We start from the raw sequence: 21,330 nt of genomic DNA on the forward strand, positions 1-21,330 counted from the left end.
GCAGTCTGATGATATACGATAAATAGTTTGACGCATATCTGACGACTGGTCAACTTCTATACGTTATGCCTACGTTGTATTCACCCACGCCATGACTTCACTCAACGAACTACTACATTGCTACCATTACTTGCCAGCTTCCGACATAGCCTCAAATGTCAACAAGAGCATCAATGGCACACACAACTCATTAGTCATCACAGCACCACCCGGAGCCGGAAAATCGACACTGCTACCGCTCACCATGTTGCATGGAGCCTTACAAACAGGCAAAATTCTCATGCTCGAGCCGAGACGTATTGCCGCCAAACAAGTAGCCATACGTATGGCGCACATGCTTGGCGAGACTGTTGGAAAAACTATTGGTTATCGCGTCAGATTTGAAAGCAAAATATCATCTCAAACTCGTATTGAAGTCCTCACAGAAGGCATTCTCACACGTATGCTGGTTGATGACGCCACACTCGATGGCGTAAGCATCGTCATATTTGACGAATTTCACGAACGCAACATAAATTCCGACCTTGCACTTGCACTTGTACGTCAGACACAGCAAATCATCAGGCCCGATCTCAAAATAGTTGTCATGTCGGCCACAATAGATGCTCAGGCCATTTGCCAAGCACTTCAAGCTCCTCTTATAGAAAGCAAGGGCCGCATTTACCCCGTACAAACTATTTACAGCCAACAAACCCCCGACATGAACGACATGGCTCAAGCTGTTGTAACAACCATACGCCATGCACACGCTGCACACGACGGCGACATTCTCGCTTTTCTACCAGGATATGCCGACATTGACAAGTGCATGAGACTCTTAGCTGACAGCCTTTCGCCTACCACCATATGTCCGCTATATGGACAGTTGGCTCCCGAAAAACAACAAACTGCCATATCCCCCTCAGCACCTGGCATGCGCAAGGTCGTGCTTGCCACCCCCATAGCCGAAACATCACTTACTATAGAAGGAGTACGCATTGTCATTGACAGCGGTTTATACCGCACACAAGTTTTTGACCCACGTACCGAACTGAGCCATCTCGAGACCACACGCATCAGCATGGATATGGCTGTACAACGTGCCGGACGTGCTGGACGCGTGGCCAATGGCACATGCTATCGGATGTGGACATCTGCCTCAGAACATTTGATGACACAACAACGCTCTCCCGAAATCATATCAGCAGACTTGGCGTCTGTTGTATTAAGTGTCGCAGCCTTCGGCGAAAGCAATATTTATAATCTCCCGTGGCTCACACCACCACCTGAGGCGAATGTGTTGAAGGCGCAGCATTTGCTGACAACATTAGGTTGCATCAACAAAGAAGGACGCATCACCGAACTTGGACAAAAAGTTGCAACCATGCCATGCCACCCGCGCATTGCCCGCATGATACTGAGCGCAAAAAATCACGATCTTACAAAGTTAGCATGCGACATCGCTGCTGTTATCGAAGAAAAAGACCCTTTGACCGACACAACCGACTGCGACATTAGCTTACGCATATCGGCGTTGCGCCAACATCGAGCTCTTAATCGCCTTGCACAATGGCGACGGATAGCACAAATTGCCGCTGAATATCGCAAAATGGTTAAAACGAATGTCGAAGACAACACAAACAATTTTTCGCCCAATGACGTCGGACAGCTTATTGCCTTTGCCTATCCTGAGCGCATAGCAAAGGCTATCGACAGTATCGGTTCCTTCCGTTTAGCCAACGGCAACAACATACGCTTGCAACAAAGCGATACGCTCACTGCCAGCCAATGGATAGCCATAGCATCACTTTATGCCGAAACAGGTAAATGTGGCCGTGTATTTTTGGCTGCTCCCATCACCCCATCTGACTTTGATTCTGCAATAATAACAGAACGGGACAATCTGTCATGGGACAACAAACAAGGAACTATCGTCGCACAACACGAATTACGCATTGGCAAACTGTTGCTGAAGAGCTCACCTATAAATCATGTCGACGCTACCGATCTCATCAACACCATTTGTGACGCAACTGCAAAACACGGACTCAGCATGTTTAACTGGAACGATAGTTCTGTACTACAATTACAACAACGAGTAGCCAAAGTTGCCGAATGGCACCCCGAATTATCTCTGCCCGACATTTCGACCCAGCATCTGCTCAACAGTGCTCACGAATGGTTGCCGTTTTATCTTAACAACAACGGACACATACTAACAAATATCAATGAGCTGAAGAAAGTCGATATCAAACAAGCCATATGGAACATCATACCCTACGAGCTTCAACTAATCATTGACCGCCTGGCTCCATCACACATACAAGTCCCAACAGGCAGTTGCATTAGCATTGACTACGGACGTGCATCGGAGCACCCCGTACTGAGCGTACGTCTGCAAGAATGCTTTGGTATGGACGATACACCTCGCGTTGACGACAACCGTCGCCCCATACTGATGGAACTACTGTCACCAGGCTACAAACCAGTGCAATTAACGCAAGATTTGAAGAACTTTTGGCAAACAACCTACTTTGAAGTCCGTAAAGAATTACGACGAAGATACCCAAAACACTATTGGCCGGACAACCCTTTAGTGGCAGAAGCCACCAAGGGCGTCAAGCGTAAACATTAAAAACAAAACGGCTAATGCGACACCATTTCGAACGCACAGCCTTTTACTTACGCAATCTACGGAAAAAGAATGTTTGAGCGACCAAACATTCTTTTTTTGCAAATAGCATTACATCACATATACTGTTTCTCATATTTTGTCTACACTCTACACTTTGTACTTTAATTGATTGATAACCAGAAACATACGAAGTGTATACACCTTATATACGCGAGTTCGAGATAATATTCTAAAAAGTAAAGAGCAGAAAAACATCCAACCTACAAAGGGTGGCCATAATCTGAGCAAAAGCCACCCACATCTGGCTCGTATCAATGAGCGGTGACAATGCTGCGAATACTGCAAAAGTCCAAGGCTATGCTCTCTGCCTTCCGACAAAGCGTACGGGGCGACCAAGAACATCTCCGATAATGCTTCTGCCGTGTCACGAGATTGCCGAAGCAAGGCGCTTGCCACCGCCCCACATCTAGCCACTGCTACCATGTAGCCCACCTCTCCCACTCCTCCACACCCAAGCGCACGAAAAAGCCGCCATGCGCACAGCAAGAGAGCCAATGCGCACGGCGGCTGAAAGAAAGAATTGCCCGAATGGGGGGCTTGGGAAAATGAGTTACTGCTTCTTGTACGACTGATCCAACAGAGGCAGAATCATCTTCGGGTCTTTCTTGAACTCCTTCAAAGAAATTTCATCATTCTCTATTTTCTTTATGACTTCGGGAAAATCCTTTAAGGCACATTTTAGTTCCTTCTTTATTGCAACTCGTATTCCTTTGACATCGAGCCAATAAGCATTTGCATAGGTAGCATCCTTGGTCAAGTAGTAGTACTTCCAAGTGTCGCGTGATATGGTGGAACTTTTGGTGTAAGTGTTGTCAGCAAAAGGCATCGCATAGCCTTTTACGTTCTTTCCATTGTAGAAAAGGCGCAAGAATACAGGCTTCTTGAATGGCTTCGGATTTTTGCGGAAAGGCCCAGGAATAGTAGACAAAGCCTGAACCGATTCATACACGAGAGGCATAGAATCCATTTCAAGGTTGACAAATTCCACTCTTTTAACTTCCTCACTCGTGTAGGTTGTCGTTTCACCCTTGTATTCTTTACTAAAGGTAAACTTCTTGACCTCAGGAAGCATGGTGTTGTAGAAGTTTGTCATAGAGTAGCCTTCCAAAGTAGTTCCGTCCACTTTGGTTATCCTTACTCGGTAAGCTTCAGACTTATCCGCTTTTTGTGCATACGCACAGAATACGGAGAAGAATGCAACTAAGATAGCAATGACTTTGTTCATAATCATAAAAAGTTTTAGTTCGATTTCGCAAAAATAGACATATTATCTCACACCTCCCACAAATCCGCCATAAAAATCATGCTGCGGGAACTTTTCACACCCAATATACAGCGTATCAAAAGCATCTGTGCCATCGGTGCGATGCTCCAACAAGTCCTCCTCTGATTCTGGATTTTTCTCCGTGGACTTGTTTTTGCGGAAGCCATTGCGACCGCGTTCCACATCTGCCGATTGTATGGCAAGAATAAGATCATCATTGTTCTGGCGATTGAAGTACGGCATCAAGCGTTGCTTGCCTGAAAATCCTTGATTGATGAGCAAGTACTTCTCATCATGTCGCATCGGGTTGCATAGATACACATCTTGCACACTCCAACCGTGGCGTTCAAACTCATGCACCACTACCCAGTGAAAGTCTTGATCGTTCACGGCATAGTTTGAGCCAAGAGCGGTGGCATCATAGTAATAGATGACACTGTGATTGGCATGGGGCGCATAGTATGTGCAGAAGTCTGCAATGAGCGCAGGAATTTTGCGCTCAAATTTTACGTAGAAAAATTTGAGCACATTTAGGCGGTTGCCGCGAGGCTGACCGCACACAATCCAGTTGATATTGGCATTGTAGTCCATGCCAATACAAAGCGGAGCCATCGGGTCGAGATCCGCATCAGTGCGGCAATCCAAGGAGGAGTGCAATGTAGAAAAGTTGCTCAGCGAGCGTATGGAATATCGCTCCTGCTGCGCTTCCTCAATAATGCGGTCATAGCCCAAACTATCCAAGTAGGAAAAATCCGAAGCATCATACTTGTGCAACTCCTGCATAGAAGAGTAAAAGCCATCGTGCGAGATGCCAATCTTCTGGCAGAGAATAGAAGTTTGGAAAGTTTTTGGCGTAAGTGATGCCCACCACACGCGGGTCGGTGGTGGGAAAGAAAGGCTGCACCACAATCATGTGGTACGGCACACTCTGCTCGTCCTCGATGTCAATGCGGTTAAATTTAGCATAGCTTGTAGCCGCCTTTCCCATCGTCTTTGTGTCCTTGCGTTTCTTCGCCATCTGGTACGTTTCAAGGATCATCTCGTTGTAGCGCCATCGATGAAAATCACGTGAAGCCTCGCCCATATTGGGCAGAATGGCTTTCACGATTTTCAAGTCCGCATACGCAGTAACGAGCGACAACCCGTAACGGATTCGCTCCTCGTCCACGAATTGGCGGTCTTTGGCATCGGGATTAGCAATAGACCAAGTGACCATGTCGCGCAATCGAAGCAGGTGCTCCACGTGCGATTGCGCGTATTTTTCAGCAAGTTCCTCTTTGTTCGTGTAGAGATCCGCCTTGGCAATCTCTACAATATTCGGCAAACTTATTTAATAATGCGGATAAAGTTATCTTACCTCGAACGATGTACATGCTTACTTCGTTCGTTCAACGTGTTTACTTCGGTCGAGGTAAGTGCTTACACCGACCGAAGTAAGCAAATTTTGTTGATGGCAAATCATTCATCGTCCTCCATGTCCAACAAATTGTTGCGTGTATTCTCAAGTGCCAGCGAACTGCCCACATAAGCCAGCTGCATCTCCTGGTGCAGCAGTTTCACACGTGAAGCCGCCTTGCCACGGTGGTATCGCCTTGATACCTCCGTGCTTTTGTCGGCAATATCCTCGCGAAGCTGGGTTGCCGATATGCCAAGAATGACCGCCATATCAGAGATTTTAAGATAGATGGAAACGTACTGTTCGATTTGGTTTCTTGGGGTTCTGTAAGCATCCCATGCGGGCCGTGTTGTATAAAACAAATAAGCCAAAGTCAATCTATCAGGACTTTGGCTTATTTGTTTTATACAATAGGGCCTATGGGATGCTCACCAAGGAACAGGAAATCAAGACTTACAGCAAACGATTGGGACGACCACCGAAACAGCAGCCCCCCTGATTTTGGTAGAGATGGCAAAGGCCGTCAGCGAGAGAAACGAAGTCGAATGTTCGTTCGACTCTGGCAAGAGAAAATATCGTGCCAACAACATAAGAGCAAAACGGCCAGGAACTGCGAGATGTTGGACTGGTATGTGCTACTTTGTCAAAAACGTGATGAAGTTCCTTAGGGAACTTTGTCTTTGCATTCGCCAAAGTTTGCGGTTCTTATGTTCAATATGGCGGATTACCCACTCCTACGAATTCTATTCAAATTGCGTTTGGAACTTTTTTCAGCGAACACTAATTAGGAACCAAAAACATACGAAGTGTGCACGTCTTATATATTTCATTGCACGACCCAGCCCAGCCTGCATTCATTCAACAGAATGGTCTAACAGATACGTCAACAAGTAAAAACAATCATGGGAACAAGAAATGTCAATTACCCCGACTGAATTTCCTTACTCCCATGACTGGTTTCGCTGTCAAGTACAACCATTTAATGCAAAAGGTTGTGCTGACAATACTTAGCTGTATCTACACTCACACATACGCTGATTTTCAATACAATACATTCATTAGTGTAGAGTGCAGACAAAATATCAAAAACATTTTTGGCGCGAACGTATGCACTATAGTATCACGATCACGCCTACATTTGTTATTTACTATACAGATTGACTACATCATCTACGATTTCCGCGGGAACCAACGGACTGATGTCGGTCTTATTTGCAACAAAATCCCTTATCATTGTAGAACTTACAGGCAGCATTGTAGCATTTATGACGCTCACCCCCACAGGCAGACTGTCCGCTTTTATATCGTATCCAGGACGCGGATATATCAACAATCTATAATTCTGAATAATAAGTTTGTAGTTCGCCCAATGATCAAAGCATGTCCAATTATCGGCACCTATCAAAAGTAGGAACTCTGTTCGTGGATAAGCAAGCGATAAGGCTTGCAATGTGTTCCATGTATAAGATGGACGAGGCAAATCAAATTCAAAATCACTTGCCAATATATGCTTTTCATTTTGCAGAGCCTTTCGAGCCAGATTTAATCTACAATATTCAGGTTTAAGCCCTAACTGTTCCTTTAGAGGATTCTGTGGTGAGACTAACAACCATACATCATCGACTAAATTCTGCTCTAATACGGCATGTGCAAGTGCTATATGCCCATTGTGGATTGGATTAAATGACCCTCCAAACAAGGCTACTCGTTTGCGCAACATATCGATCTATTGGATCACTTCTCTAAGAAAGTCTTTATCAACGACAATGCTTCACTCTGCGCATCTTCCAAATTATCATTAACAACAACTTTGTCAAATTTGTCTGCATAAGATAGTTCGAATTCTGCACGAGCTAGGCGGTCTTTAATAACCTCAGGGGCATCAGTACCTCGCGATTCTAAACGCTGCTTCAACACCTCTATTGAGGGTGGTTGAATAAATAAACTTAAAGCCTTGTCCCCGTAATATGCTTTTATATTTTGTCCGCCCAACACGTCTACATCGCATACGACATTTTCTCCACGTTCAAGCTGAGCGTCCACTTGCGATTTCAAAGTGCCATAGAATCTATCCTTATAGACCTCCTCATACTCCAAGAATTCCCCTTTTGCTATAAGCGTCTTGAATTCCTCTGGTGAAAGAAAGAAATATTCTACACCATTTTTTTCTGTGCCACGTGGCGGGCGGCTTGTGGCCGAAATTGAGAAATGCAAATTCAAATTTTGCGCCATCAAGTAGTTTATTATTGTACTCTTACCACTACCCGAAGGAGCCGAAAATATAATAACCTTTGCCATATTTCTAAAATCACATTACGTTCAACACCTGCTCTTTTATTTGCTCGAGCTCGTCCTTCATCTTCACAACAATATTCTGCATTTCGGCTTGATTGCTCTTCGAACCTGTCGTATTGATTTCACGTCCCATTTCTTGGGCAATAAAGCCGAGTTTCTTACCCTGGCCATGCCCCAAGTCCATAGTTTCACGGAAATAGCGCAAATGATTGGCCAAGCGCTGTTTCTCTTCACTTATGTCAAGCTTCTCAATATAATAGATGAGTTCCTGTTCCAGGCGATTCTTATCATAGTCAACCCCTTTCAATTCTGCCAAACGGTCTGTTAAACGTTGACGAATTTTCTCAACACGATTTTTCTCAAAAGGCTCGATTTCATGAAGATAACGCTCAATGTTGTCAACTTTTTCTGTAAACTTCTTATAAAGCGCTTCTCCTTCTTGCTTCCGGAAGTCTACCAAGTGCTCAATAGCTTCATCGATGGCGCCCCGAACGACCTGCCATTCTTCGTCTGACAAAGTCTCGGTCACAGAAGTTTGCGTCGTTTCTGGCAAACGTAGCACAAGTTCCCACAAATTTTGCGGGAGTTCCATGTGTTGTTCCTCACAAATATTCTTTATTTGCGCTACATAGCTTGCCACCACGGCGCTGCTTATACAGCCTGCAGCCGAAGTTTCGTCCTTTTCAATCCATATTGTGAAGTCTACCTTACCACGTTCTATGGCAGTCGCAATAATTCTGCGAACTTCCATTTCCTTTTCACGATACAATGGGGCAACCCTCGTATTAAGATCCAAACTCTTACTATTCAAAGATCGAACCTCTACGTGAATTTTCTTTCCGTTAAAAACGACATCGGCTTTACCGAAGCCAGTCATTGATTGAATCATTTTAGCTTGTATTTTTTTGTCTTTTGCTTGCAAAAGTACCATTTTTTGCGCAATTTTACCACATGAAACAATATAAAGTATGCCTTACGATTGCTGGTTCCGACCCCTCCGGTGGTGCTGGTATCCAGGCAGACATAAAAACAATGACTCTGCTTGGTTGCTACGCACAAGCAGTTCCCACGTGTTTGACGGTACAAAATACATTAGGTGTGCAACGCAGTATTCCCATTGACGCTGAATTGGTTTTTGACCAGGCTGCAGTTACCATGGAGGACTGTATGCCCCAATGTGTAAAGATTGGCATTGTGCCCAACCTGGCTATAGCACATGCCATAGCAGAATTACTGCGTAAATTCAAGCCAAAGTTCTGCATATTCGATCCTGTTTTAATTTCGTCATCAGGATTATCTTTCGTCGACAACGAGACATACGAGTTCATGCTTGAAGAACTTATGCCGCTATGTCAACTTATAACGCCCAATTTACCTGAGGCACGTCATCTTGCCCAATTGGGTGATGCTACTGCCGATGAGTTGGCCCAGTATTTATACAACAAATTAAAAGGCACACCTGTAATGGTTAAAGGCGGACACCTTCCAGGCTCACCCACTGATTATTTATTTGATGGCGCATTGCACAAGTTTCAAAGTGAAAGACTTAATAGCCATAACACACATGGCACGGGTTGCGTTTTATCTTCTGCTATTGCATCATATAAAGCCCAAGGCTTAGAACTTAAAGATGCCATAGCCCAAGCCAAACAATTCCTGTTCAATGCCATAAAACAAGGTGCGAACTACAAACACGGAAATGGTTGTGGTCCACTCTATCTCGTTCCTTGAATAGTAAGAAGATTGATCAAGATTCAGAATGAGCTACAACGTTTGCTCTTCTACTTCTTCATCTGCATATATAGTTTTAAGCTTTACACATTATTCTGATTGACTGTACATACAAGCTCAACCTTCAAAATAAAGCAACGAACTATTTGCTATATTCCAATTTTTCCTTACCTTTGCACCGAAAACGGAGGCCTCGTAGCTCAGTTGGATTAGAGCAACGCCCTTCTAAGGCGTGGGTCTTGGGTTCGAACCCCAACGAGGTCACTGAGTGATTTTTAAGGAAATCAGAAATCAAAAAGTATAAGTGGTATTTACATTGATGTAGATACCACTTATTTTGTTTTGATTATCAAGCAGATACACACTATATTTCATTATGGTGCGATACGAAAAAGTAATGTTATGTGGTCTAATTTTGAGAATGCGAATGTTTCACTTCGCAGTGGGATATTTTGCCAAAGTGGACAAAAGAGGACATAACGATACTCTACGATACAAAAAAGTGATACCAAGGTGATACCAATTTTTTGATGGTGATACCAAAGCACGACTTTCGAACTGCTGAAAGAAAAAAGTTTCCTTTTTTGAAAAAAACTTTTCCACTTTTGCGCTATTCTGCTGCACAAAAGCAAAATCTATGTTAGATTCAGCAGTAAGAGTCGTATTCGACAGAAAAAAGCAAGTAGCTAAAAAGGGATGTGGTTGTCTCGATGTAGTGGTAAATCTTGGCAAGAAGGTGCGTAAATATATAATGGTATGCACCACCACTCCTGAAGAATGGGAGGAAAAATCACGTTCACTCGACACTTTGCAGGTCATTGACCATTGCAAAAAGATCCTCACCACAATGGAAATTCTCGGTGAGGAATCTACAATTGAAAACTTCAACCGCCACTTCTTTGGTGAGGAAGAGGAGGAACAGAAGGACAGTTCCAACAAAGATTTCATCGCCTACTGCGAGCAAGCGTTGGCAGCCGAGGACATTAAAATCGGCACGCGCAAGCACAAGCAAGTAGTGATTGATGCCGTCAAGACCTATGGTAACGCGAGTTCGGGATAAGGATTGCGTAGAAAATTAGGGTAAAACGAGCCAAAATAGTTCGCTTTACCCTTTGCTAATTCATTGATTATTAGTAACTTTATAGTGAAACAAAAAACAAATTACTAATGATTAGCAAGGACAAAATTACTGAAATTTTCTGCATCGCAGACGACTTTTGCAAAGAACTTGAGAAAGAATTCGCAAAAAAAGTACTTCCAGATAGTGATAATGCGCCCAAAAGGCACCGCAAGCGTATGATGTCTGATGCAGAAGTCATCACTATACTGATTTGTTTCCACTTTAATTCTTACCGCAATTTTAAGCACTATTATCTGTATTGTGTACGAACAGTGTGGAAGGATTTATTCCCTAAAACCTTTTCATACAATCGTTTTATAGAGGTTATGCCTCGTTGTTTCGTTGCAATGACGATGTTCTTAAAATTAGCAGTGTTCGGTAAATGCACAGGTATTAGTTTTGTTGATAGTACGTGCATTCCTGTTATACACAACAAGCGCTTTTACAGCATGAAAGTTTTCAAGGATATTGCCACAAAGGGTAAAAGCACCATGGGGTGGTACATAGGCTTCAAGCTACACCTGTTATGCAACGAAAAAGGTGAAATAATAAACTTTAATCTTACGAAAGCCAACGTCGACGATCGCAATGAGAATGTTATGAATGCATTGACTGACAAGGTTTTTGGTAAGTTGTATGCAGATAAAGGTTATATTTCTCAGACTCTTTTTGGAAAACTTTGGGATAAAGGCGTTCATATTGTTACAGGACTTCGCTCAAACATGAAACAGAAACTCATGCCACTTTATGATAAGATTATGTTACGCAAAAGAAGTGTCATTGAATCTGTAAACGATATGCTCAAAAATGTAGCTCAAATTGTACATACTCGTCATCTGAGTTTGCATAATTTCATTATGAATATTTTGGCTGCAATGGGGGCGTATTGCTTCTTTTCTACCAAGCCTCATGTCAACTTTGACTATGAGATTCCCCCATCTGACGGGCAACTTGTAATTTGGCAATAAAATAAACTTACATAATTTTGATAGGTGACCATTTTATGGCCACCCTTTGTAGGTTGGATGGTTTTCTGCTCTTTACTTTTTAGAATATTATCTCGAACTCGCGTATGGTAAACTAAAGACGTATGGCGACTTGACCCCCAAGAACATTCTTGCCTTTGACCGATGGCTGCACAATGGCGAGCGGAGTGACGTTACCATCTATGGCTACCACAAACGCCTGAAGAAATGGGTGGGCGAACTGGCACGATTGGACGAAATACCGCGCAATCCTTACAAAATTGTGAGTGTTACCCGTGGCAAGAGCAAAGAACGCCAACCTCTGCTCGAACCCGAATTGAAGAAAATGCGTGACTATCCCTTTGATGGAAAGTTGGAACGGGTGCGCGACCTCTTCATCTTCTCCGCTTACACAGGTCTTGCATTCTGCGATGTGCAGAACTTTGACTATCAGTCCATGACAGTGAAGGAGGGTGATTTGGTTTTCATTGATGGAAACCGCATCAAGACCGATACAAAGTTCTTCACCCCTATCCTTGCCCCTGCCATGGAAGTGTTGAAGAAATATGACTTCAACTTGCCCAAAATTTCCAACCAAAAGGCAAATGATTACCTTCACTTGATACAAGCACAGCTTGGCATCAAGAAGAATTTGACCTTCCACGTAGCCCGCCACAGCTTTGCCACACTCGCCTTGGCGCATGATGTCCCCATCGAAAATGTAGCCCGAATGCTCGGACATGAGGACATTCGGACCACACAGATTTACGCAAAGGTTTTGCGTACCACCATCGAGCGCCATGCCACCGCACTCCAAGGCGCCATTATCTAAGCTTTATTCATCATCTAAAACACGATAAAACGTGCCTTTCAATAGCTGCGACATTCCACTCTCCTTGAATGTCGCAGTTATTTTTTCGCATACATACTTGCCTCCCCTTATATAAAATAAGGCACGTGGGTTGGGCAAAGTATCAGACAAGAACGAAAACTGATACTTCTTCTTGCCATCTATTTTGTATAACACTTCGCGTTTCTCCTCCCACATTCCCTCATTCAAGCGAAGTGAAAAAGGCGTGACGAAAGCCTGGAACTCATCTGAGACTTCCACAAAATCCACCACAGGGTGCGGCATATACGGCTTGAAGTACTGCACCCCGTTCCAAAAGCCCATATATATTTGGTCAAAGTAAGCGTCTGTGTTCTTGTTCTCCCCCTTGGCAATGGTACGGCTTGCCGCACCTTGCGCCAAATCACCTGCATCGTAGTCAATGGTGTTGGCTGATGTTGAACTGCCAAACACACGATCAGTACGATTACCACTTGAAGAACCGCTCCCATCTTCTGTCAGTGTCCAATTCTCACTGCTTCCCATCTCGCCACAATTTATGAAAAGCATATTGCCGTGACTGTCCCCCGTCCCCTCAATCCAAGCTGGCACAATTTTCAGTTCCAAATCCTCTGCATTCTTGTCCGCAAAGCGTTCCCCATAGGCATTGACGGGGAGCAAACGATTATAATAGCGATACCACTTCGTTTTCGTCTTGTCTGAAAAGCCCGAAGTACCCTCCATCACAAACTCCGACTTGTAGCAGTACATGACAAAGTACGTGCGGTTTTCCTTGACATAAAACAATTTGTGTCCATCAGAGCCATATTTGTAGCCACGCACATACTGCGTGCTGCTGGCGTTCGGTCTTGTTTGCCTTGTGTACACCCCACTTATTTTAAGCGACTTTGCCGCCTCCAACAAATCTGCCATTTTATCATAAACCTTGGCATCCTTGCCATATTTGCGAATGTACCAATCACACGAATGGTACGCCCAAAGCAAACTGCCATTGTCCTCATACTTCACATTCACGCTACCCAAGTATTCCGACTTGTCCTCCTGCGTGACTTGGGTGGTATAACTGTCCACCACCTTGTCCAACAGAACCTCATCTGCTTCCGTGGCAATGGCATCAGAAAATTTGAAAGAAATCGTTTTCTGTTTGTGGTTGATGGTGAAATCCCCAAACAGAAACTTCTCCAACTCTTCAAAGAACTCCGTCAGCGTCCAATGTGGCAAAGCAAGCGCAAAGTTATAAGCACCCCATGCCGCAGGCAAGGTGTTGCATATAAGGAGATTAACAAAGGCAGAGTTTTCCAACGCCATGAAATTCCACTTATAACCCACCTGCTTGCATATTCTGTAAAGGATATACAGCAAGTATGGCTGAAACGACAAAGCCTGTGCTCCCTTTTGCGCATTGGTTTCATGCGGCCAAATAAATTCATTTTTGTCTGCACTCCACACCATTTCATTTTGAATGTTCCCCGAGGTGTTATTCACCCAGGGCAACGGGATCCAGAAATTATCAGGGTATGGGCGCATATCGTCCATGCAATGCCCTGCAACCGCCACTCGGCTTGTGGGATAACCCAAATCCAGTTCATTCAAATAAATATCGTCGAATGTCTCATCAAAGTTTTGCTCACTGCGTCCCTCCAAAAATTGCGTCTTGACTTCCACATCTGATATTTCCGTAATGGTGATGGTGCCACTCCGATAAAAGTCACGATCGCGAATTTCACAATCGAACACCACCTTGTTCTTTGCCACATCTGCGCGGTGGATATGCCCAAAAATCGCTATATTTTGGGCACACCCTCGCAAAGGGAAAGTAATCGTCAGCGTATAGCTGTCACTTCCCGTAAACAATCTATTCTCGGCAATGAAGTCAAACGATGTGCCTTCCTTCAATACGGCTTGTTTATTGTTGATGATGATTTCCATAAAAAATGCGCTACAATGTTATTAAACAAAGTAACGCATAAATAGTATAATAGGAAAAGACCTTATCAAGCTAAAGCTGTCAGCATCGATATTACAATTATAGCTATTGCTCCAATAGTAAGCCATACAAGCAAAGAAGTATCAGAACTACTACTCTCGATTTTTATCGGTTTCGTATCTTCGTTAGCTACATGTTGTTGTACAGAGGCAGTGCTTGAAGTGCTATTAGATTTTGAAGATAAAAGATTCTTCTTTTGTTCTTCATATTCATCTTTGTTAATTGCACCAGAATCAAGCAAACCTTTTAGCTTAACAAGACTATCAATAACCTCCTCAGAAGATGGTGTTACACTAACTTCTTGCTCTTTAGGCATGTTAGATAGTTCTTTAGAAACAGCTGCAATTATCTTTTCTATGTTTCGTCTATTTTTTCCCAAATCGTTAGCACCGCCAAACATTATTCCTGTTTTGGGCGTTGACATAACTTTCATAGTTGTTCTATTTGGGGTAATTGAGACAAGTTGAATAGGGATATTTTCTCCCCAACTTGCCAAACTTATACCTGATTTTAGGACAACTCTTCCTGAAAGTTCATCTGCACTATCAAGTGAGAATGAATCTAACTTTTTTATCGCAGCCATTAACGCTTTGAATACAGTATTCTGTGAGAATGGATATTCTACAGAACCTTCATGATCTACTAAACTCATAATTCTTAATTTTTTCTGCAAAGGTAATAAATACCTTTTATTTCCGCTTTGATTTAGGAGACTTGTTGCGCATGAGTGTATCATACTCATCTTGCGCCTGTTTGATGCCCGTGTCCCCTGTCACTGTGTTCACGGTGACAAAAGGCTCATTCAATCGTTTGCTCAACTGCGACATGGTTCTCTCATAACGGCTGAGTACAGCTGCACTCTGTGCCAAAGCTGCCGAAGCTACATTATCCGTGGGGGTCTGAATAATTACAGGTTGCGGTGAAGGCGAAGCCACCGCACCTGTTCCCACAATTGTTCGTGAGACATCACCGGCTCGCAAGGATCCGATGGTGTTAGTCCTTTGTGCATAGTCCAAAGCGTTAATCAAAGGTCTTGCCACAGGTGATGCGAGCAACTTTTGCGATGCCACCCATTCCCCGGCATGAACTACGCCTACTTCTTCATTTACTCTGCCTTGCGGAGTAAAACCACCTTGCGCATATCCTTGTGCCTCACTTGCCTGTTGTTGTTTTTCAGATGTGCAGTATAAGTAGCCGCTCCCGTGTCCATGGCACGTCCTTCACGTCCACCCACAAAATTTGATGAAGCATTGATTTGCTTGTCCTTCTCAATCGCATCATCAGCCTCTTTCAATTCCATTGCAAGTTTCGCCTTCTCCTTGCCAATCTCTTTGAGCAAATCTTTGGCACCTTCCAACTCATATTTCTTGGCAAGAGAGTTCAGATAGTCGTCCAAGGCTTTCTTGTTCTCCATGTATTTACCCGTGGTCGCGTCCAACTGCGCATTGTAGTTCGGGATAATTTTGTTCAGCGCATTGACCGCCTTTTGGCGATCGTCAAGCGACAACTTTTCATCCTTAGCCACCTTAATCAAGGCTTCGATTTTGTTTTTCTCCTCCACAATACCCTCCTGACCTTTCTGTCTGACTTCTGCAAGCGCTTTCTCTGATGCACTCATCTCGTTCATCTTTGAAAGGGTCTTGTAAATGCCATATCCCAAAGCCACAGCTGCTGCGAGCAAAATGCCCCAACCACTTGCCAACTAATGCTCATGCCGAGCGTACCACAAAAAAACACGGAAGCGGGGTAAAAGCTCCGTGCCTTTTGTAATAAACGAAAAGTTCCGTTGACTATTCCTCTTCCGAGCAGAAGTGAACATAAAAAGCATGGTACAATCATCTATTTCAGATGAGCGTACCATGCTCTTTATTCCTTCAGACAATCTTATTTTTTGTCCAAAAGTCCATCAAATGTTTTGATCAGCGCAAATGGGTCTGCATAGAAAGACTTTGAGTCAAGTTCCTTGATAACGGGTTTCATTACAGGAAAATCCTTGAAGACCAATTTGAGTTCTGCTCTCCAACCAACCGCCGCACTCATCCAAAAAGCGCGAGCTACATCTTCGTTCTTCAACTTGAAGTAGAGCATACCTCCCGTACCTGTCAGTTGAAGGGTCTTAGTGTTGGTCTGCGTGGAAATGTTGTGAACATATCCCGTGACGTTCTTACCTTCATAAACTACCTGCAAAAACACAGGGTCGCTATAAGGTTTCGGATTCTTGTTCCACACATTGGGTAACGCTTTTTGCGCTTTCGAAGCCTCAAAGGTGTACCATTTCTGGCTTTTGTCATCGTAAACACGAAGATTTTTTACCTCTGTGGATTTGTAGGTTTTCTTTTCCCCCTTGGCGTCTTTCACCTTAATAGAGTTTGCATCATCAACAGAGAACAAGGTTCTGGTAGTACCTTTCACGACCTTGCCATCTGTAAGTGTGACCTCTACCTTAGTCTGTGCTTGTGCAAAGACGCAAAACAAACAAGCAAGAAGCATGAATAGAGTCTTTCTCATATCATAAAAATTAGTAGTTAAACATGCATTTGCAAATATATAGATATATTTCTACCCCCCCAAAAAATAATGATATTTTTTATGCCACAGATTATTCCTCTTCATCGTCCGAGTCACCCGTAATCAGATTGATGCCGAATTGATCCACCAACTTCTGGTAGTCAAAACAATAGCTACGTGCCGATCGAGAGAGTTTAAAAGTGGGCGTGATTTTTGAAGAAATCCGCGTTTTGTTAAGTAGTAGCAAAAAAAAAGCATTGATACAGACGTCTTTAGGGGATTGTTAAGGGGTTTCCCCTTAACCCCTCCGTCGGAAGCCCCCCCGACCGCCCTACATCGTCAAACCACGCCCCCCACGACAAAACGGAATATGTAAACATATCTTAAATAGCACCCTCGTTTGAGTTCCTTCGCCCCGACAAAAGTCCCCAAAACGCACGAATGCCGAAATGGTTGAACACATTGAAAAGGAAGAAAAGGAAACCAATGCACACACCACACCCACACAACAAAATACACCCCGAAGTTTCGCAAATACCACGATTGCACACTCCAAGTTTCCCATGTGCATAGATGCCAAGTTTCCGCACGCTCTAATTTGCACCCCGAAGTTTCACAATGCGCCCAAATCCAAGGTCTCGGACTATCTAAAACGACCCTCCGAGTTTCGCAATGTCTACCTCAATCCCAAACTTACACTTTGCTGTTTCCGAGCCTTCAAAATCACCTTTTAAGTTCTCAAAAAGTAACAAAACGACACCCCCCGAGTTCCTTTATACTCATGAAGTTCGGGAGTTTCTGACTATCCAACGACCCCAATGCACCCGACCAAACACCCACACCACACCCCCGAAGTCTTTCGGGGTCTCTGATAGCCTCCAAAATCCGCTACCTTTCAAGGGAAAATTTCACACCTTGGGGTCTCGACCTCCCACCGCCCGCGCCACCGCCAACGAGCACCACATTCTTCTGACATCATCAGTTTCTGCGCCTCACGCAGTACAATGTAGCCTTGCTGCTGCGTCGGCGCGGCACTTGCAGCTGCACCAATTCACGCCTCAGGGCCACGGCAGTGAACTCCTCCTTTGTCCGTCTGGTCGCGCCGTTGCACTTCGGGCGTGCGATCAAGCACATTATAGCGAAAGTCGCATAGTTCGTCCATAAGGCTGAAGGCTTGTTCTGTCAGACCGCGGTTCGTGGTGTTGCCAGTTGTTTGCGGTGCACAGTCAGTGTCGTTGCCCATGCTTTTTTGCGGTTGGGGTGTTTCAGCGTTTTTACTTTGTGGTTCCGGACTCTGTCCGATAGCGTCTATCAGTTTGTCAACGCCACGTTTCACAATGGCATCGGCATAGCGCAGCATTCTGTTAAGCATTCGTTTCATGGTAGTCATACAATTTGGTTCAAAAGTGCTGCAAAGGTAACACCAAGGCACTGCACCCATCAAAAAAAGTGTACAATTTGTACACAAATATTTGCTCCCTCCCCGTCTGCCTACTTGTAAAAGAGTGTGTGCACTTTTACTGTCATCTTACACTTTTTGCACATAACAAATTGATACACAGATGTTTCAAGAGTGTAAGATGATTTCAAAGTATCTTACACACTCCTGCACACATCTTACACACCTTACCCCGCTGCCGCGCAGTCAACATGGACGTATGCAGTAGATAAAACGGCATAGGGACGTAGAACAATCTGTCGGAGTGACAGACTTTTCTGTTCCCCTATGCCGTGATACTGTTCTCCCGTGCTTGTATCGTGTGGCAGCGTGAGGGTTGTGTAGGTCGCGTGTAGGTGGTATTGGTAACATCTTACACTAAGTAAAATATTGACAATCAATGAGTTTCAGCGTGTTAGTGTAAGATGTAAGATACTCGGCAAGTAAAGCTTTTGTAGTATTGTAAAGGTCCCGTAAGCATTAAACGCTACCACCAAATGCAAGCACTAATGGGGGCGACGCGTCTTGCGGGCTTTAAGGCAAAGGCTCATACACTAAACACAAAGGCTCTGCACTAATTACATGCCTGTCTGTGAATCTTTGCCTTGATGCCCGACGCGAGACGCGTCGCCCCCATTAGTGCTTGCGTTTTGTGGTAGCGTTTTTTGCAGACTTCGTCAATGCGTCACCCAATCAAATGACACAACTCATTGATTTTCAATATGCGCTATGTGATGGCACAAAAAAGTGATGAAGTCAGGTGTGGGAACATACGGGTGAAGTTCGCTTTGACGGAAGCGAACCAATAAAATACAGAAAGCAGTTCTGCATTCTCCAAATAAGCATTATCCGAAAGTTTCGGATAAAGCAAATGCGCCATCTCCGCAAGGCATTCCATGCTTTGCGTATGCAGGAAACCTTGGTAATAGTTCTCGCAAGCAAGATAATCCTCAAAGGGGACGGCTTGCAAATCGGCAGTGACTGCCAATGCACCGTAAATGACAGCAATGCACACAGGCTTGGGAGCGAAGCTCTCCAAGAATGCGAGTTGTCGCGCAGCAAAAGTGATTTGCCAATCGGCAAGCACCACTTGGCGTTTGCTCTTCCAGTCCTTGACCAAACAGGAGTGTTTGTCTGCATGACAAAGCACAACAATTTCAGTCCATTTGCAAATGCAAAGGGCTAACACCTCGTTCATCGGCAAATCGCGTGCGACTTGTCGGAAGAAAAACAGCAATTGCTGGTCGGACAGTTCCGACCATGACTTGGGCAGGGATAAAGAAAATGCATCCATACTGCGAAAGTATGGAAGCATTGTACTTATAGAAAAGACGAGTTAGTAAGCCATGAATTTGAATTTATCTACATAGAAAGGCATTTCCTTATTGGCAAGTTCTTGCATTCTCGTAGCACGAAAGTCAGGATGTTTGGCCATTGCATTCATGAGCCAAGTTTCAAAGATGAAACTTTCAACGAAAGGCACTGATTTTTCGTAGCCTGTAACCATATTCGCCCCAGTTTTTCTCTTGAAATACAGGATGTCATCTTCGTTCGTGTTAAGTGTAAGACAACAGCCGAAATGAACATTTACAGGGCGTTCCTTGAAAATACCCTCATATTGATTTGCAAAATCAATCAAAGAGAAAGGCTCTTTGTCTTTATCCTTTTTGTCTGCAGGAAAGGCAAAAGCCCCAGGGTCGCCATGAAAGCACAGATATACAATATTGTAATCAAAATAAGACTTGTTTCTTAGATGTTCGATGTAATACTCAAAATCCTTTTCGCAGCATACATTGCGAAAAGTGTAACTATCAATACCACTATGGGGAGCGCTATTGAGTAGAAATTCCAACAAAGGTTTTACGTAAGAATCTGATTTCAGATCGTGAACCGACTGAACCCATTCAGTTTCAAGGCAGAATATTTTGCTCATTGTTGTATTGTTTTGCTTGCAAAGATACAACATTAGAACCAATGCCCACCTTTTCTTTTATCATTCTTGTACCCATGATTTTCAAAGAGCGCAGCGGTTTCCGACTGTTTTCACTCCTCAAAAATGCCATCGGGAGCATTGCGGAGGGAGTTCACGACCTCTATGCAAGATGGTATGGGGACTTCTCCTTCTTCCCGTAGCATATACAGTTCTATTGCGAAGATGTGCCTCCAGGCACGCTTGTAGTGCGGTGCAGATGGGGTCTCGCCCCATTTGCTCAACAACTCTGCTTGGCGCAGAGTCGCCAAGAGTTCACAGGAGAAGAAATCATGCGCCAATCGTTCCTCGATGGCGATGAGTTTAGAATGCAGTTCCTGGTAACGCTGCCAAGAGTGGTCGGTGCTGCCGAGTTTCTGAGGCAGATCCAACCACGGGTAAAGCGTTTGCTCAAAGTATTGGCATGGGTCGCTTGTCGCCCATGCTTCCGTATTTGCCAACAAGGGAAGTAAGATAGAAAGCGTGTAATCACGCATTTTCTCCAACGACAGGAGCAAGCGTTCCACGCGCTCCTTGCTGGCAGGGGCTATATTGGTGTTTGAAACAACACCAAAACCATTTGACGTGAGCACCAAATCCAGCTGTGGCACGGCATGAAGCATGGCTTCTGCCACCACAGCCATACGCGCGTAATGCAACAACTTGTTGTTGGCATCGCGAGTGGGCAGTTCCGCAAGGACTGCCTCAGAGAGGAACGTGGTCGTAAGCCACGCTTCCGCCACCTCCAAGTGCGGAGCAATCTTATCAAAGAGCAAAGTCTCGCCTTGCACAGACTTCAGCACATTCGGAACGAATTGCAGAAGCACATTGTTATCGGGTATCAGCTGGCTCATGCGTTTTCAGTATTAGGGGTTACACTCACCTGTTTGGCGTCTTTGTTCTCGTCCAACGTGGTGAGCTGGATAAACGGACAGTCGGGATAAGCCCCGTCCCACCTGTTGAACCTTATAATCAGTCGATGCACATTAAACAAAAGGTCGTGATATGGTTTTTGCAAAGCCTGTGCAATCGTATAAAGCTCGCGTTTGTCGCTGCCCGAATTGTTCGTCTGCGATTTGCCCGGCACAGAACCCACAAGGTTTGAGTGCACACGCATGGTAAAGCACATCATG

Annotated in this window: 22 protein-coding genes and 1 tRNA gene; 6 read left to right on the forward strand and 17 right to left on the reverse strand. The window is 44.3% G+C overall.

Annotation, left to right across the window (positions count from 1 at the left end):
• The first annotated feature begins 91 nt into the window (after window positions 1-91).
• Entirely contained in the window at window positions 92-2,614 is a 2,523-nt protein-coding gene (gene hrpB / locus BQ5453_RS12215) for an ATP-dependent helicase HrpB (RefSeq protein ID WP_071123400.1), read from the forward strand.
• Window positions 2,615-3,224: 610 nt separating this feature from the next.
• Here hrpB and BQ5453_RS12220 read toward each other — a convergent pair.
• The 7 genes from BQ5453_RS12220 to BQ5453_RS12250 form a co-directional block, all read right to left on the reverse strand.
• Window positions 3,225-3,899: a hypothetical protein gene (locus BQ5453_RS12220; RefSeq protein WP_143033405.1), complete on the reverse strand. Its 675-nt coding sequence runs from the start codon at window positions 3,897-3,899 to the stop codon at window positions 3,225-3,227.
• A gap of 42 nt (window positions 3,900-3,941) precedes the next feature.
• Window positions 3,942-4,721, reverse strand: coding sequence for a hypothetical protein (locus BQ5453_RS12225; RefSeq protein ID WP_235860091.1), 780 nt, complete (start codon window positions 4,719-4,721; stop codon window positions 3,942-3,944).
• Window positions 4,699-5,262: a hypothetical protein gene (locus BQ5453_RS12230; RefSeq protein WP_071123402.1), complete on the reverse strand. Its 564-nt coding sequence runs from the start codon at window positions 5,260-5,262 to the stop codon at window positions 4,699-4,701. The genes BQ5453_RS12225 and BQ5453_RS12230 overlap by 23 nt, the downstream gene beginning before the upstream one ends.
• Before the next feature lie 134 nt (window positions 5,263-5,396).
• Window positions 5,397-5,603: a hypothetical protein gene (locus tag BQ5453_RS12235; protein ID WP_235860092.1), complete on the reverse strand. Its 207-nt coding sequence runs from the start codon at window positions 5,601-5,603 to the stop codon at window positions 5,397-5,399.
• A gap of 872 nt (window positions 5,604-6,475) precedes the next feature.
• Window positions 6,476-7,054 (reverse strand): nicotinate (nicotinamide) nucleotide adenylyltransferase, encoded by a 579-nt coding sequence (gene nadD / locus BQ5453_RS12240; protein WP_071123403.1) that lies wholly within the window; start codon window positions 7,052-7,054, stop codon window positions 6,476-6,478.
• 14 nt (window positions 7,055-7,068) lie between these two features.
• A complete protein-coding gene (gene gmk, locus BQ5453_RS12245; RefSeq protein WP_071123404.1) occupies window positions 7,069-7,632 on the reverse strand; it encodes a guanylate kinase in 564 nt (187 codons plus the stop codon).
• Between the two features lie 10 nt (window positions 7,633-7,642).
• The gene (locus tag BQ5453_RS12250; RefSeq protein ID WP_071123659.1) at window positions 7,643-8,518 is read right to left on the reverse strand and encodes a YicC/YloC family endoribonuclease; all 876 of its coding nucleotides are present in this window, start codon (window positions 8,516-8,518) and stop codon (window positions 7,643-7,645) included.
• A gap of 62 nt (window positions 8,519-8,580) precedes the next feature.
• Here BQ5453_RS12250 and thiD point away from each other — a divergent pair, with 62 nt between their 5' ends.
• From thiD to BQ5453_RS12275, 5 genes are all read left to right on the forward strand, one after another.
• Window positions 8,581-9,360: a bifunctional hydroxymethylpyrimidine kinase/phosphomethylpyrimidine kinase gene (thiD, locus tag BQ5453_RS12255; protein WP_071123405.1), complete on the forward strand. Its 780-nt coding sequence runs from the start codon at window positions 8,581-8,583 to the stop codon at window positions 9,358-9,360.
• Between the two features lie 189 nt (window positions 9,361-9,549).
• Window positions 9,550-9,624, forward strand: a tRNA-Arg gene (locus BQ5453_RS12260).
• A gap of 373 nt (window positions 9,625-9,997) precedes the next feature.
• Window positions 9,998-10,420: a hypothetical protein gene (locus BQ5453_RS12265; RefSeq protein ID WP_071123406.1), complete on the forward strand. Its 423-nt coding sequence runs from the start codon at window positions 9,998-10,000 to the stop codon at window positions 10,418-10,420.
• Window positions 10,421-10,527: 107 nt separating this feature from the next.
• A complete protein-coding gene (locus BQ5453_RS12270; RefSeq protein ID WP_071123407.1) occupies window positions 10,528-11,448 on the forward strand; it encodes an IS982 family transposase in 921 nt (306 codons plus the stop codon).
• Window positions 11,449-11,578: 130 nt separating this feature from the next.
• Window positions 11,579-12,277 carry a site-specific integrase gene (locus BQ5453_RS12275; protein ID WP_071123408.1) on the forward strand — a complete coding sequence of 233 codons (699 nt, stop codon included), beginning with the start codon at window positions 11,579-11,581 and terminating at the stop codon, window positions 12,275-12,277.
• A 3-nt stretch (window positions 12,278-12,280) separates the two neighbouring features.
• On the opposite strand, the gene BQ5453_RS12280 is transcribed toward BQ5453_RS12275, so the two are convergent.
• The 10 genes from BQ5453_RS12280 to BQ5453_RS14625 form a co-directional block, all read right to left on the reverse strand.
• Window positions 12,281-14,224 carry a hypothetical protein gene (locus BQ5453_RS12280; protein WP_071123409.1) on the reverse strand — a complete coding sequence of 648 codons (1,944 nt, stop codon included), beginning with the start codon at window positions 14,222-14,224 and terminating at the stop codon, window positions 12,281-12,283.
• 65 nt (window positions 14,225-14,289) lie between these two features.
• Window positions 14,290-14,934 (reverse strand): SHOCT domain-containing protein, encoded by a 645-nt coding sequence (locus tag BQ5453_RS12285; RefSeq protein WP_071123410.1) that lies wholly within the window; start codon window positions 14,932-14,934, stop codon window positions 14,290-14,292.
• A 37-nt stretch (window positions 14,935-14,971) separates the two neighbouring features.
• Window positions 14,972-15,310 carry a hypothetical protein gene (locus BQ5453_RS14205; protein WP_143033406.1) on the reverse strand — a complete coding sequence of 113 codons (339 nt, stop codon included), beginning with the start codon at window positions 15,308-15,310 and terminating at the stop codon, window positions 14,972-14,974.
• Between the two features lie 77 nt (window positions 15,311-15,387).
• Complete coding sequence (locus BQ5453_RS12295; protein WP_143033407.1) at window positions 15,388-15,909, reverse strand: hypothetical protein; 522 nt, start codon at window positions 15,907-15,909, stop codon at window positions 15,388-15,390.
• A gap of 257 nt (window positions 15,910-16,166) precedes the next feature.
• A complete protein-coding gene (locus BQ5453_RS12300) occupies window positions 16,167-16,790 on the reverse strand; it encodes a hypothetical protein (protein ID WP_071123413.1) in 624 nt (207 codons plus the stop codon).
• 1,051 nt (window positions 16,791-17,841) lie between these two features.
• Complete coding sequence (locus BQ5453_RS12310) at window positions 17,842-18,171, reverse strand: hypothetical protein (protein ID WP_143033408.1); 330 nt, start codon at window positions 18,169-18,171, stop codon at window positions 17,842-17,844.
• A 784-nt stretch (window positions 18,172-18,955) separates the two neighbouring features.
• Window positions 18,956-19,522, reverse strand: a complete 567-nt coding sequence (locus BQ5453_RS12315; protein WP_143033409.1) for a hypothetical protein — start codon at window positions 19,520-19,522, stop codon at window positions 18,956-18,958.
• Between the two features lie 42 nt (window positions 19,523-19,564).
• Window positions 19,565-20,161, reverse strand: coding sequence for a DUF6642 family protein (locus tag BQ5453_RS12320; protein WP_071123417.1), 597 nt, complete (start codon window positions 20,159-20,161; stop codon window positions 19,565-19,567).
• Between the two features lie 110 nt (window positions 20,162-20,271).
• The gene (locus BQ5453_RS12325) at window positions 20,272-21,051 is read right to left on the reverse strand and encodes a DUF6712 family protein (RefSeq protein ID WP_071123418.1); all 780 of its coding nucleotides are present in this window, start codon (window positions 21,049-21,051) and stop codon (window positions 20,272-20,274) included.
• Window positions 21,048-21,329, reverse strand: coding sequence for a hypothetical protein (locus BQ5453_RS14625; RefSeq protein ID WP_235860093.1), 282 nt, complete (start codon window positions 21,327-21,329; stop codon window positions 21,048-21,050). Before BQ5453_RS14625 ends, BQ5453_RS12325 begins: the two co-directional genes overlap by 4 nt.
• Window position 21,330 lies beyond the last annotated feature (1 nt).

The organism is Prevotellamassilia timonensis, from assembly GCF_900106785.1.
Lineage (GTDB): Bacteria > Bacteroidota > Bacteroidia > Bacteroidales > Bacteroidaceae > Alloprevotella > Alloprevotella timonensis.

What these genes read in the sequence shown, in the direction of transcription:
- hrpB (WP_071123400.1), top strand. Translation starts at nt 92, where the DNA reads ATGACTTCACTCAACGAACTACTACATTGCTACCATTACTTGCCAGCT.
- BQ5453_RS12220 (WP_143033405.1), bottom strand. Translation starts at nt 3,899, where the DNA reads ATGAACAAAGTCATTGCTATCTTAGTTGCATTCTTCTCCGTATTCTGT.
- BQ5453_RS12225 (WP_235860091.1), bottom strand. Translation starts at nt 4,721, where the DNA reads ATGCAGGAGTTGCACAAGTATGATGCTTCGGATTTTTCCTACTTGGAT.
- BQ5453_RS12235 (WP_235860092.1), bottom strand. Translation starts at nt 5,603, where the DNA reads ATGGCGGTCATTCTTGGCATATCGGCAACCCAGCTTCGCGAGGATATT.
- nadD (WP_071123403.1), bottom strand. Translation starts at nt 7,054, where the DNA reads ATGTTGCGCAAACGAGTAGCCTTGTTTGGAGGGTCATTTAATCCAATC.
- gmk (WP_071123404.1), bottom strand. Translation starts at nt 7,632, where the DNA reads ATGGCAAAGGTTATTATATTTTCGGCTCCTTCGGGTAGTGGTAAGAGT.
- BQ5453_RS12250 (WP_071123659.1), bottom strand. Translation starts at nt 8,518, where the DNA reads ATGATTCAATCAATGACTGGCTTCGGTAAAGCCGATGTCGTTTTTAAC.
- thiD (WP_071123405.1), top strand. Translation starts at nt 8,581, where the DNA reads ATGAAACAATATAAAGTATGCCTTACGATTGCTGGTTCCGACCCCTCC.
- BQ5453_RS12265 (WP_071123406.1), top strand. Translation starts at nt 9,998, where the DNA reads ATGTTAGATTCAGCAGTAAGAGTCGTATTCGACAGAAAAAAGCAAGTA.
- BQ5453_RS12270 (WP_071123407.1), top strand. Translation starts at nt 10,528, where the DNA reads ATGATTAGCAAGGACAAAATTACTGAAATTTTCTGCATCGCAGACGAC.
- BQ5453_RS12280 (WP_071123409.1), bottom strand. Translation starts at nt 14,224, where the DNA reads ATGGAAATCATCATCAACAATAAACAAGCCGTATTGAAGGAAGGCACA.
- BQ5453_RS12285 (WP_071123410.1), bottom strand. Translation starts at nt 14,934, where the DNA reads ATGAGTTTAGTAGATCATGAAGGTTCTGTAGAATATCCATTCTCACAG.
- BQ5453_RS12295 (WP_143033407.1), bottom strand. Translation starts at nt 15,909, where the DNA reads ATGAACGAGATGAGTGCATCAGAGAAAGCGCTTGCAGAAGTCAGACAG.
- BQ5453_RS12300 (WP_071123413.1), bottom strand. Translation starts at nt 16,790, where the DNA reads ATGAGAAAGACTCTATTCATGCTTCTTGCTTGTTTGTTTTGCGTCTTT.
- BQ5453_RS12310 (WP_143033408.1), bottom strand. Translation starts at nt 18,171, where the DNA reads ATGAAACGAATGCTTAACAGAATGCTGCGCTATGCCGATGCCATTGTG.
- BQ5453_RS12315 (WP_143033409.1), bottom strand. Translation starts at nt 19,522, where the DNA reads ATGGATGCATTTTCTTTATCCCTGCCCAAGTCATGGTCGGAACTGTCC.
- BQ5453_RS12320 (WP_071123417.1), bottom strand. Translation starts at nt 20,161, where the DNA reads ATGAGCAAAATATTCTGCCTTGAAACTGAATGGGTTCAGTCGGTTCAC.
- BQ5453_RS12325 (WP_071123418.1), bottom strand. Translation starts at nt 21,051, where the DNA reads ATGAGCCAGCTGATACCCGATAACAATGTGCTTCTGCAATTCGTTCCG.
- BQ5453_RS14625 (WP_235860093.1), bottom strand. Translation starts at nt 21,329, where the DNA reads ATGATGTGCTTTACCATGCGTGTGCACTCAAACCTTGTGGGTTCTGTG.